Source organism: Gordonia sp. NPDC003950 (assembly GCF_053605205.1).
On record NZ_JBSGIT010000009.1, the window covers coordinates 142,511 to 154,938 of the forward strand.

Annotated in this window: 9 protein-coding genes; 1 reads left to right on the forward strand and 8 read right to left on the reverse strand. The window is 67.7% G+C overall.

Annotated features, from left to right (window positions below; all coding sequences use genetic code 11):
* Positions 1 to 25: 25 nt before the first annotated feature.
* The 5 genes from ACWETB_RS10240 to ACWETB_RS10260 all read right to left on the reverse strand — a co-directional run bounded on the left by ACWETB_RS10240 (position 26) and on the right by ACWETB_RS10260 (position 6,748).
* On the reverse strand, positions 26 to 847 hold the full coding sequence (locus ACWETB_RS10240) for an SDR family oxidoreductase (RefSeq protein WP_449743615.1): 822 nt from the start codon (positions 845 to 847) through the stop codon (positions 26 to 28).
* Positions 848 to 928: 81 nt separating this feature from the next.
* On the reverse strand, positions 929 to 2,791 hold the full coding sequence (locus ACWETB_RS10245; RefSeq protein WP_452210934.1) for an ABC transporter permease subunit: 1,863 nt from the start codon (positions 2,789 to 2,791) through the stop codon (positions 929 to 931).
* Positions 2,788 to 3,906, reverse strand: a complete 1,119-nt coding sequence (locus ACWETB_RS10250) for a polyamine ABC transporter substrate-binding protein (protein ID WP_449743613.1) — start codon at positions 3,904 to 3,906, stop codon at positions 2,788 to 2,790. The genes ACWETB_RS10245 and ACWETB_RS10250 overlap by 4 nt, the downstream gene beginning before the upstream one ends.
* Before the next feature lie 62 nt (positions 3,907 to 3,968).
* A complete protein-coding gene (locus tag ACWETB_RS10255; RefSeq protein ID WP_449743612.1) occupies positions 3,969 to 5,099 on the reverse strand; it encodes an ABC transporter ATP-binding protein in 1,131 nt (376 codons plus the stop codon).
* The gene (locus tag ACWETB_RS10260; RefSeq protein WP_452210936.1) at positions 5,096 to 6,748 is read right to left on the reverse strand and encodes an amidohydrolase; all 1,653 of its coding nucleotides are present in this window, start codon (positions 6,746 to 6,748) and stop codon (positions 5,096 to 5,098) included. The genes ACWETB_RS10255 and ACWETB_RS10260 overlap by 4 nt, the downstream gene beginning before the upstream one ends.
* 170 nt (positions 6,749 to 6,918) lie before the next feature.
* Here ACWETB_RS10260 and ACWETB_RS10265 point away from each other — a divergent pair, with 170 nt between their 5' ends.
* A complete protein-coding gene (locus tag ACWETB_RS10265; protein WP_449743610.1) occupies positions 6,919 to 8,307 on the forward strand; it encodes an NAD(P)/FAD-dependent oxidoreductase in 1,389 nt (462 codons plus the stop codon).
* 66 nt (positions 8,308 to 8,373) lie between these two features.
* Here the strand turns inward: ACWETB_RS10265 and ACWETB_RS10270 are convergent, their stop codons facing one another.
* The 3 genes from ACWETB_RS10270 to glyA form a co-directional block, all read right to left on the reverse strand.
* Complete coding sequence (locus tag ACWETB_RS10270) at positions 8,374 to 9,681, reverse strand: PhoH family protein (protein ID WP_348802710.1); 1,308 nt, start codon at positions 9,679 to 9,681, stop codon at positions 8,374 to 8,376.
* A gap of 468 nt (positions 9,682 to 10,149) precedes the next feature.
* Positions 10,150 to 11,022, reverse strand: a complete 873-nt coding sequence (locus ACWETB_RS10275) for an acyl-ACP desaturase (protein ID WP_452210939.1) — start codon at positions 11,020 to 11,022, stop codon at positions 10,150 to 10,152.
* Between the two features lie 88 nt (positions 11,023 to 11,110).
* Positions 11,111 to 12,388 (reverse strand): serine hydroxymethyltransferase, encoded by a 1,278-nt coding sequence (gene glyA / locus ACWETB_RS10280; protein WP_452210992.1) that lies wholly within the window; start codon positions 12,386 to 12,388, stop codon positions 11,111 to 11,113.
* Between the last annotated feature and the right edge of the window lie 40 nt (positions 12,389 to 12,428).

Here is a 12,428-nt window from a genome sequence, read left to right on the forward strand (position 1 = left end):
GGGTTGAGGTGTGGGGCCGGCGATCTCACGAATCGGCGGTCGCGAGCAGCGACTGCTGGAAGCGGCGCATTCCGCGCAGCCACCGGTCATAGTCGGATCCCTTGTGCCGGTACATCTCCAGTACCTCCGGATGCGGGAGGATCAGGAAGTGCTCGGCAACGATGGCGGCCAGTACGACGTCGGCGACGTCGTCGGCGTCGAGGACCGCACCGGCGGTCTCCACGGCGCGCTGCATGAGGCGTTCCCCGGGGTCGTCGCCGCCGGCGTCGGGCCGTAGGAGTTTGGTGTCGACACCCATCGGGCACAGGCAGCTCACCCGGACACCGGCGTCACCGTAGGTGGCGCTGAGCCACTCGGCGAAACCGACCGCGGCGTGCTTGGTCACCGAGTACGTCGCCGATCCGAGCTGGGTCAGCAGGCCCGCGGCCGATGCGGTGCTGACGAAGTAGCCGCTGCCCCGCCCGGTCCATTCGGGGACGAGGCGCCGGGCGGCGCGGATGTGCGCCATCAGGTTGACGTCGATCACGGTGGCCCAGTCGGCGTCGGTGGCGTCGAGACCGGACTTGCCGCCGATGCCGGCGTTGGCAAAGTACATGTCGACCGGGCCGAACGACGCCTCGGCGGCGGCGATGGCCTCGTCGATGTGGGCGTCACTGGCGGCGTCCCCGGAAACCGCGATCGCCGATCCGCCGTCGGCCGTGATCGCGGCGGCGGTGGCCGCGACCGCGTCGGCATCGAGATCGGTGACCACCACGCGCGCACCGGCCCGGCTCAAGGCCTTCGCGATCGCTCCCCCGATACCGCCGCCCGCTCCGGTGACGATGGCGACTGTGTTCTGGATCTCCATGAATCGACCGTACTTGAACCCGGTTTCAAGTTCAAGCGAATTGGTTCACGTCGGCGCGGCTCCCTCGGAGAGTCCCGGTACTCACCCGATCATCTTGGCCATCGACGTCGAGTCCTCCCCGGATCGCCGCAGGATGAGTCCGGACAACGCGAGCACCACGAGGGTGAGGAGCAGCATGAGGGTCGACATCGCCGCGATCTCCGGGCGCAGCGCGACACGGACCGACGAGAAGATGTACACCGGCCACGGGGTGTAGCCCGGCTGCTGCACGAACGACGAGATCACCACGTCGTCGAGGCTGAAGGTGAAGGCCAGCATCATGCCGGCGAACACCCCCGGCATGGCGGCCGGTGCGATGACGTGCCGGAGTCGGGCGAGCGGCGACGCGTAGAGGTCGGCGGCGGCCTCCTCCAGCGACGGATCGAGCGCCGCGATGCGCGCCCGGACGATGAAGGTGACCACCACCATCGACACCACGGCATGCGAGATCACCAGGCGCACCAGGCCGTTGTTGAACGGCACGATGTTCCAGTCCACACCGAGCGTCACATACCAGGGCAGGAAGGCCACCGCGTCGGCGATGTCGGGCGTCACCAGCGTGACGGTCAGCAGACCGAGCAGACCGACCGACCACCACCGCGGCCGACGGGACGTCCCGATCGCGATGCCCGCAAAGGAACCCAGCACGGTGGCGAGCAGCGCCGAGAGCAACCCGACCTCGAGGGACACCTTCACCGACTGCAGGATCGTGTCATTCCCGATGGCGTCGGTGTAGGCGCTCAGCCCGAACCCCTCGAACGAGCTGAGCACCCGGCCGGTGTTGAACGAGTAGACGACGATCACCAGGATGGGCAGGAACAGGAAGAGGTACACCAACACCGCCCACACCTTCAGACAGATGCTGTACCAATCCGTCTGTGTGCGTAGCGGTGTCATCCGCAACGGGGCCAGCGGCGGCAGCGAGCCGGCGTCACCGGCCGGCGCGGGCAGCGTCACCGCGAACGGTCCCCGATCCAGCGCCACCGCGATCGCCTTGATGACCAGTCCGACGATCACCACACACGCCAGCACGACCAGCATGAGCGACACCGTCATCGCCGACCCCAGCGCCCAGTTCTGGGCGGTCTCGAACTGGGCGGCGATCATCTGACCGGCCATCGTGCCCTTGGCGCCACCGAGGACCGACGGGGTGACGTAGTCACCCATCAGCGGGATGAACACCAGCAACGCACCGGAGACGATGCCCGGGGACGCCAGTGGCAGGGTGATGCGGAAGAACGTGGTCACCCGGTTGGCGCCGAGATCGCGCCCGGCCTCACGCAACGACACCCCGGCCCGGTCCATCGCGACGAACAGCGGGAACACCATCAGCGGCAGGTAGTTGTAGACGACACCGATCTGCACCGCGGCGCGCGTGTAGAGGATGTCGAGTTCGCCGAGGCCGACGCTCTGCATCAGACCCGACAGCCAGCCCGACGGTGCCAGGGTGATCTGCCAGCCGATGGTGCGGACCAGGAAGTTGGTGAAGAACGGGATGATGATCAGGGCGAGGTAGATCGGACGTCGACGCGGATTCGATTTCACCGCAAGCCAATACGCGAACGGGATGCCCACCAGCAGCGAGATCACCACTCCGGTGACCGCGATGCCGAGGGTGTTGACGAAGGTCGAACGGTAATCCGCGCCGAAGGCCTCGGAGTAGCGGCCGAAACCCAATTGGTCGGTGGCGTAGGTGGTGAACTGATCGGGTTTGTAGCCGAAGCTGTACCAGATAACCAACGCCAGCGGGATCACGAAGAAGAAGACCAGATACGCCCAGGCCGGGAAGGTGAGGCCGCCCGCACCGAAGATCCGCTGCCGCAGCGGGGGTTTCGGGGTGGGGATCGACTCGGGCTCCGGTACGGCACGCCGGGGACCGTCCGGGGTCGTGAGGGTGGTACTCATCGGGCGCTCCTCGCCTGCATCTGGTTCAGGATCTCGGTCCGTTCCTGGGTGGCCGAGTCGACGTTGGCCGACACCAGCCGGTTGACCACCTCGTCGGGTGGGAACAGCAGATCCGGGAAGTCGAGGTCGGCCGCCCGGCCCTTCTCCGCGAGTCCTTTCACACCGGTCTGGTAACCGATGTATTCCATCTCGCGGAAGGAGACCTCCGGATCGAGCATGTAGTTGATGAATTCGTGTGCGGCGACCGGGTGTTGGGTGCCGCGCACGATGGAGAAGTTGTCCACGAACAGGTTTGCGGTGGGCAGCGGATAGACGAAGCCCCACGCGTCGGGGTCGTCCTCCTCCGACAAGGTCAGGCGCGCATCGCCGTTCCACGCCTGCAGCAGGGTGTAGGCACCGCCGGAGACCACCGAGGTGATCGACGAGTTGTATCCCTGCACCGTCGGCGCGAGCTCGTTGACCAGGAGTGCGCGCGCGGCGTCGAGGTCCTTCCGCTCGGTGGTGTTGGGGTCGATGTTCAATGCGCCCATGGCAATCGAGACGACCTCCCACGGGTCCTCGAGCACACTCACCTTGCCGCGCGCCGGGCCCTGGGCGAGTTCGATGAAGTCGCGCCAGGTGGTCGGCGTGGTGGAGGTGAGGTCCTTGCGGTACATGAAACCGGTGGTGCCCCAGTCCTTACACGCCCCGTACTTCGACTGCGGGTTCCATGACGGGTTGAAGAAGCGCTCCTCCAGATTCGCCAGGTTCGGGATACGGGAGTGGTCGAGCGGGTCGAGTAGTCCGTGCTCCACCATCTGCGGAATGTAGACACCGGTCGGCACTACCACGTCGTATCCCGAGGTGCCGCGTGCCGCAGCGAGTTTGGCGATCATCTCCTCGTTGGAGCCGAAGGAGTCGACCTGCAGGGTGAGCCCGACCTCGTCCTCGAAGGCCTCCAGATCGGCCGGGTCCTCGTAGTCGCCCCAGCTGTAGTAGTTGAGTCGGCCCTCGGTGGTGTCACCCATCGGCGCCGACCCGGCGACCTTGTGGCTGCCACCGCAGGCCGACACGGCCACTCCGGCGGCCGCCACGCCGATACCGGCCAGAAAACTGCGACGGCTGATCCGGGCCACACTCGCCTGCGGGACGAGTGCGTTGACGGTGCCCGGTTCTCTGTGAGATCGATTGCGGCCCTTCACTTGGCGTACACCCGGGTGTCGGCGGCGGCGAAGGTCGCGGTCACGTGCTGACCCTCGTGCAGCGGCGGGAAGTTGCGGGTCGCGCCGCGGACGAGGATCTCGGTGCCGGCGTCGGTGGTGACCACGACCTGGGTGAGGTCACCGAGGAAGGACACCCCGGAGGCCGTGCCCGACACCACATTGTCGGCCGCGTCGATGTCGGCCTGGCCCTCGGCGAACCAGATCGCCTCCGGGCGCACCGCCACCACCAGATCGCCGGTGAGGTTGTCGACGTCGCCGGAGGCGGCGAACGCACCGTCGGTGGTCTGTACCCGTCCGTCCACGTAGCCGCCCGTGACGTCAAAAAAGGTTTGTTTGCCGATGAAGTCGGCGACGAACCGGTTGGCCGGGGCCGCGTAGATCTCCTGCCCCTGGCCGACCTGGGCGATGTGACCTTCGCGCATCACCACGATGCGGTCGCTCATCGACAGCGCCTCCTCCTGATCGTGGGTGACGAAGATGAAGGTGGTGCCGAGTTCCTTCTGCAGGAGTTTGAGTTCGATCTGCATCTCTTCGCGGAGTTTGCGATCCAGCGCGCTCATCGGTTCGTCGAGGAGCAGGACGTCGGGCCGGTTGGCCAGTGCCCGCGCCAGCGCCACACGCTGCTGCTGACCACCCGACAGCATCGACGGTTTGCGGTCGGCGAAGCGGGTCATCTGCACCAGTTCGAGTGCGTCGGCGACGCGCCGGCCGATCTCTTTCTTGTGGACCTTGCGTTGGCGCAGCCCGAATCCGACGTTCTGGGCCACCGACATGTGCGGAAATAGGGCGTAGGACTGGAAGACGGTGTTCACCGGCCGCCGTTCCGGTGGCACGCCGATGATCGAGGCACCGTCGAGCAGGATGTCACCGGCGGTGGGTCGTTCGAAGCCGGCGAGCATGCGCAGCAGCGTCGTCTTGCCGCAGCCCGACGGCCCGAGGAGCGACACGAATTCGCCTGCGGCGACGTCGAGGTCGATGTCGGTGACGGCGACGTGCCCGTTGTCGTAGACCTTGGTGATCCCGCGCAGGCTGACCGCTCCGCGTGGTGCGGAGCCGTCCGCCGGGACGGTGTCCGGGCTGTGGGGGGCGTCGGGAAGTGCGGTCATGTATCGGGCCTTTCATGGACGATGACACCGTCGGCGACGACGAGGTCGGATCGGGTCTGCCAGAGCGGATCACTGGGCTCGGAGAACGGATTGCGGTCGGCGACGACGAGATCGGCGACGGCGCCGATCCGGATCATGCCGCTGCGGTCGCGGCGGTTGATCCAGGCGGAACCGCGGGTGTAGGCGCCGAGTGCGGTGGCCAGGTCCAGGGCCTCGCCGGGAAGCAGTGGTGGGTCGTCGGAGTCCGGTTCGACGCGGTTGACCGCCACCGAGATCGCCGCCCACGGGTCCGGCGTCGACACCGGCCAGTCACTGCCGGCGACCATCGTCGCGCCGGTGGCGGCCAGTGAGGCGAACGGATAGTGCCATTGGTAGCGGTCCGCGCCGATCGCGGGACGCACGAGCGCGGTCATCGAGTCGTCGTTGCATGCCCACAGCGCCTGCATGTTGACCGCGACGTCGAGGTGGACGAAGCGTTCGATGTCGTCGGGGCTGACGAGTTGGACATGTGCGATGTGGTGGCGACCGGTGGTGATGCCGTTGGCGCGCCGCGCGGCGGTCATCGCGTCGAGGGCAGCGGTGACCGCGGCGTCCCCGATGGCGTGGAAGTGGATGTCAAGTCCCGCGGCGTCGCAGGCGATTACGGTGGCGGTGAGGACCTTCTCATCGAAGTAGGCGAGTCCCGCTCCGACCGGATCTCCGCCGCCGCAGGTGCAGTACGGTGCCGACAACAGGGCCGTCTGGTTCTCGACGACCCCGTCGACCATGATCTTCACCGCCGGCATGCTCCAGCGGCGCCCGGCCGTGCGGTCGCGGCGGTTGACGAACTCGGCGACCACATCGTCGACGTCGCCGACGGTCGTGCCTCGCGGCAGCCAGGATGCTCCGACGACGCGCCCGGTGAGCCGTCCCGCGTCCTCGGCCGCCGCATAGGTGCGTGCGAGGTCGGTCATCCCCGGGTAGTCACCGACGATGGCCTCCTGCCAGCCGGTGACGCCCAGAGAATGCAGATAGCGCTGGGCGGTCGTCAGCCCCGCCGCCTGCTCGGCGTCGCCGGGTGGCGGGATCAGCGCCGACACCAGATCCATTGCACCCTCGTGCAGGGTGCCGGTGGGAGTGCCGGCGGTATCTCGTTCGATCCGGCCGTCGGGCGGGTCCGGGGTGTCCGCATCGATTCCGGCCAGGTGCAGGGCACGGGAGTTGACCCATGCGCCGTGGTGGTCGCGGTTCAGCAGAAAGGCAGGGCGGTCGGGCACCACCGCATCCAGTGCCGCGGCCGTCGGGCACCCGCGGTCGAAATGGCTCATCGACCACCCCGATCCGGCGATCCATTCGCCGTCATGACCGGCGGCGTAGGCGGCGACCGTCGCGACGGCACTCGAGGCGTCGACGGCGTCGGTCAGGTCGCAGGCGTTGCGGTCGATCCCCGCCGAGAGTGCATGGATATGGGCGTCGGTGAAGCCGGGATGCAGGAGTCGCCCGGCCAGGTCGATGTCTGCCGCGTCGGGAATGACCTCGCGCACTCGCCGCACGTCACCCAGGGCGATCACCCGTCCGTCGCGCACCCCGACGGCCAGGTCGGGGTACACGCGGCGACCGTCGAAGACCGGTCCCGAGTGGAATACGGTGTCCGGGAGAGCTCGTGACACGGGCGGACCGGGTCCTTCCTGTCGTGCATCCGATCCGATACCGCCCTTGCGGTCGAACTGGCGTAATCATCAGTCTGACTCGATGATCGTCACGGATTTCGTGGCAGCATGCCACATCGGCGACTGATTATTAATGTGCTCGCAACATTCGCTCGAATACGGTGATGGATATGCGCAACGGCGACGTGTCCTTCTGGCACACCACCCTCGACGAACTCCCCCGCCGATCGACCCTGCCCGGGAATCTCGATGTCGACATCGCGATCGTCGGCGGCGGGCTCACCGGGCTCTGGTCGGCCTACTACCTGGCCCGCACGCTGCCCGACGCCCGGATCGCCCTCCTCGAACGCGAGTTCTGCGGCTTCGGTGCGTCCGGACGCAATGGTGGCTGGTTGTCGGCCGAGGTGGCGGGCAATCGCGCGCGCTACGCCGCGATCGCCGAGTCGAGGGGCCGCGACGGCCTCGACGCGAACCGTCGGCTCACCGCGACGATGCGCGCCGGCGTCGACGAGGTCCTCGCCCGCATCGAGGAGGAGGGCATCGACTGCGACGCGGTGAAGTCCGGTGTGCTGCACATCGCGCGGTGCGCCGCCCAGGAGCGCAGGCTCGGCGACGACCTCGAGCACGAGCAGCGTTTCGGCGGGCAGTGGGATCTCCTCGACGCGGCGGCACTGCGCGACCGCCTGGCCATCCCCGGTGCCCGCGCCGCCATGTTCTCGACGCAGTGTGCGCGGGTGAATCCCGCCAAACTCACCGTCGGAGTGACCGCGGCGGTCGAACGCTCCGGCGTGGCGATCTTCGAGAACACGCGCGTGCTCGACATCGCGCCACGCCGGGTGTCCACCGATCACGGCACCGTCACCGCCGAGACCATCCTGGTGTGTCTCGAGGGTTTCACACCCACCATGCCCGGGTGGCGGCGTCGGCTGCTGCCGATGAACTCGTCGATGATCGTCACCGAGCCGCTGCCCGAACACGTCTGGGACGAGATCGGTTGGGCCGGGGAAGAATTGCTGGGCGAGACGGCGCACGCCTACACCTACTCCCAGCGCACCGCCGACGGCCGGATCGCGTTGGGCGGCCGGGGCGTCCCGTATCGATTCGGCTCCGGCGTCGACGATCACGGGCGCACCCAGCAGCGCACGGTCGATTCGCTGATCCGCGCGCTGCACGAGATGTTCCCGGCCACCCGCGACGTGGCGATCGCCCACGCGTGGTGCGGGGTGCTCGGGGTGAACCGGGACTGGTCGGCGACGATCGGCTACGACCCGATCACCGGGATCGGCTCGGCCAGTGGATATGTCGGTTCGGGACTGACCACCACCAATGTCGCCGGACGCACCCTGCGTGACCTCGTCGTCGGTGATCGGACGGAGCTGACCACGCTGCCGTGGGTGGGTCACCATACGCGACGGTGGGAACCCGAACCGTTGCGCTGGCTCGGTGTCGCAACCATGTATGCCGCCTACCGCGGCGCCGATCGCAGAGAGCTCGCGAGCGCCTCACCGACGAACGATCTCGTTGCGCGCCTGGCGGATCGGGTGTCCGGGCGGGCGTGAGACCGCCATCAACGCACCGACCGAGCCATCCCATGGAGTCGAGGATGGCTCGGTCGGTGCGGGACGTCAGTATGCGGCGCCCGGCGCGAACTCCTCGAGCACCTCGGTCACCAGTGCGGCGATCGGCGACCGCTCGCTGCGGGTGAGGGTGATGTGGGCGAAGAGCGGATGGCCCTTGAGCTTCTCGATGACGGCGGCGACACCGTCATGCCGGCCGACGCGCAGGTTGTCACGCTGGGCGACGTCGTGGGTCAGTACGACGCGTGATCCGGAGCCGAGGCGGGAGAGCACCGTCAGCAGCACGTTGCGTTCCAGCGACTGCGCCTCGTCGACGATGACGAACGAATCGTGCAACGACCGTCCACGAATGTGGGTGAGCGGCAACACTTCCAGCATGCCACGGGAGAGCACCTCTTCAATGACCTCGGTCGACGCCAGGCCTTCGAGGGTGTCGAAGACGGCCTGCGCCCACGGACCCATCTTCTCCGCCTCGCCACCGGGCAGGTAGCCGAGCTGTTGTCCGCCAACGGCATACAGCGGACGGAAGACGACGACCTTACGCTGGGTGCGGCGTTCGAGGACGGCCTCGAGCCCGGCGCACAGTGCCAGTGCCGACTTTCCGGTGCCGGCCTTACCGCCGAGCGAGACGATGCCGACGCTGTCGTCGAGCAGCAGGTCGAGGGCGACCCGCTGTTCGGCCGAACGACCATGCAGCCCAAAGGCTTCCCGGTCACCGCGGACGAGCTGGATCTGCTTGGCCTCGTTCACCCGGCCGAGAGCGCTCGACGATCCGTGGCCGACCAGCCGAACGCCGGTGTGGCACGGCAGTTCTCGGGCCTCGTCGATATCCACGACACCCTCGGCGAACAGGGTGTCGATCGCCGGCGACTCGACCTCGAGTTCGGTCATCCCCGACCATCCCGAGACCACCACATCCTGGGCGTGGTACTCGTCGGCGTCGAGTCCGACGGCGCCGGCCTTGACGCGCAGCGGGGTGTCCTTGGAGACCAGCGTGACGTGCTTGCCCTCGGCCCGAAGATTCAGTGCGCACGCCAGAATCCGCGAATCGTTTGTCTCGGTGCGGAATCCCGACGGCAGGACGGCGGGATCGGTGTGATTGAGCTCCACCTGAAGTGTGCCGCCCGCCTCGCCGATCGGGAACGGGACGTCGAGGCGGCCGTGTTCGAGGCGGAGGTCGTCGAGGAGCCGCAAGGCCTCACGTGCGAACCAGCCGAGCTCGTGGTGGTGACGTTTGCCCTCGAGTTCGCCGATGACCACCAGCGGAAGAACCACATGGTGTTCGGCGAAACGCGTGACCGCCCAGGGATCAGAAAGCAGGACGGAGGTGTCGAGGACGTAGGTGCGTGTGGTCACGTGGGCTCCTACGTTTGTGCGGCGCCCGCACAAACCAGTTCAAGTGGGCCGGTCGGTTCTCGTGTCTTCAGCGGCGTGGGCCGGTGAGGACGAGGACCGGGGCCGGCCCTCTCGCGCTGCTGTTGCAAACCACGAATCGAACCTCCCGGACGAACCGCTTCCCCGCGGCCCGTCACTGGTCAACGTACGCGGAATGGCGCGGCGCGGCGCGGCGGAAAGGGTGTGTCGGCGTGAATTTCGCGTTAACGGCGCTATCGTGGGTCCCAGTGACGTTCGGGGCCGCCACGCCGGTGAAATCCGTGTTCAGAGCGGGTTTCTCCCACCACGCACCACTTCTCACACCTTTCGGACCGCATCTGATTCGCTGGTGAACCGAGTGAAAAACACCACTGCCGGTCCCGCAGTGCGGAACCGGCAGTGGTGTTCGGTCGAACGTTGTGGGCGCGCCTGCTCGGGCTACCCGATCGCTCAGCGACCGGCGAGCGCGAGGATGCGCCCTCGCGCGGCCTCGGCGTCGTCACCCAGACCGTGCACGCTGTCGAGCTTGAGGGCATCGGCCAGGGATGCGGCGATCACGGCATGCGTCTGGTCGTTCTCGTACCCGGCGATCAGGGCGCGCTCGGCGTCGAAGTCGTCGATGTCGAAGCCGAGCGGCTCGACCGTCAGACGCGTGAGCGCCTTGTCGACGGCGATGACGGTGGCGTCCTGATCGGCCACCAGCGCTGCATTGAGGAAGTTCGCGAAGGTGGTCGCCTGCAACGCATCGTCACCGGAGATCTTGGCGAGGATCTGGCTGTACTTGTCGTCGGTGACCGCGGCCGCGTGCTTCTTGATGAACTGCACGCACTGGTACTCGTGCACCGCCATCAAAGCGAGGACGTCGAGCGGGCCGAGTTCGGCGACTGCCTGCGGGTTCTGCCGGTACCCCTTGGTGACGTGCTCGCGGCGACGTTCCTCGGAGTCGACCGGGTCGATGGCGCGGGTGACGACGAGGTAGTCGCGCAGCACGATGGCGTGCCGGTTGTCCTCGGCGGTCCAGACACCGACGAGCTGACGCCAGTCGGAGAAGGCCGGGAAGTACTTGGCCAGCACCCGGTGGAAGGACGGCAGATTGTCCTTGGTCAGCAGCAGCGCCAGGGCTCCGGCGCGGGCCTCGTCGGACAGCGTGCCCTGGGACGGATCCCAGTCGTCGCCGCCGAGGAAGGCGAAGTTGCGGCCGTCGTCCCACGGCACCCAATCGTGCGGGTTCCACGCGGTGGCGGCCGCCGCGTGGTCCTCGGCGATCTCGGGAAGCGCCTTCTCGAGCGCGATGATCAGGTCGTCTTCGGTGAGTGCGTTCATCGCGATACAGGATACGGATTGGTCACGGCTGTGGGCAATCCGGACATGGGGCGATCCGGTGATACTCGAGGACCGCCCCGGCTCCTGATCAGATGCGGCTCATCAGTCCCCAGGACTCGAGCCCGTCGTAGAGCGGGAAGTCCAGCGCCAACTGCGACACCCGCGCGCGGAGTGCGGAGACGTCGGCGGAGGTGCCCGCGGCCAGCGCGGTGGCGATGATGTCGGCGACCTCGGTGAACTGCTCGTCGCCGAAGCCGCGGGTGGCCAGCGCGGGCGTTCCGATCCGCAGTCCCGAGGTGACCATCGGGGGGCGCGGGTCGAACGGGACGGCGTTGCGGTTGACGGTGATGCCGACCTCGTGGAGCAGGTCCTCGGCCTGCTGGCCGTCGAGCGGGCTGTTGCGCAGGTCGACGAGCACCAGGTGCACATCGGTGCCGCCGGTCAGCACCGACACGCCGGCCTTGCTGACGTCCTCGCCGGTCAGGCGCTCGGCGAGGATCTTCGCGCCCGACAGTGTCCGACGCTGACGCTCGGCGAACTCCTCGGTGCCGGCGATCTTCAGTGCGACGGCCTTGCCTGCGATGACGTGCATGAGCGGTCCGCCCTGCTGCCCGGGGAATACCGCCGAGTTGAGCTTCTTGGCCCATTCCTGCTTGGCCAGGATGATGCCCGAACGCGGTCCGCCGAGTGTCTTGTGCACAGTGGAGGACACGATGTCGGAGGCGGGCACCGGGTTCGGATGCAGACCGGCGGCGACGAGACCGGCGAAGTGGGCCATGTCGGTCCACAGGTAGGCGCCCACCTCGTCGGCGATCGAGCGGAATGCGTCGAAGTCCAGGGTGCGGGGGTAGGCCGACCAGCCGGCGACGATCACCTTGGGGCGGGTGTCGAGGGCGATCTTGCGCACCTCGTCCATGTCGACGCGGAAGTCTTCCTTGCTGACTCCGTAAAAGGCGTTCTCGTAGAGCTTGCCGGAGAAGTTCAGCCGCATGCCGTGGGTGAGGTGACCGCCGTGGGCCAGATCGAGGCCGAGCAGAGTTTCGCCGGGGCTCATCAGCGCCATCAGGACCGCGGCGTTGGCCTGCGCGCCCGAGTGCGGCTGCACGTTGGCGAAGTCGGCACCGAACAGTGCCTTGGCACGGTCACGCGCGATGTCCTCGACGACGTCGACGTACTCGCAACCGCCGTAGTAACGGCGACCGGGATACCCCTCGGCGTACTTGTTGGTCAGGACGCTGCCCTGCGCCTGCAGGACCGCGCGCGGCACGAAATTCTCCGAGGCGATCATCTCCAGGGTGTCGCGCTGCCGGCTCAGCTCACCGTTCATCGCCGCGGCGACATCGGGGTCGAGGTCGGCCAGCGACATCGCGTTCACAGACTGTTCGGAGGTGACGTTGTCGGTCATG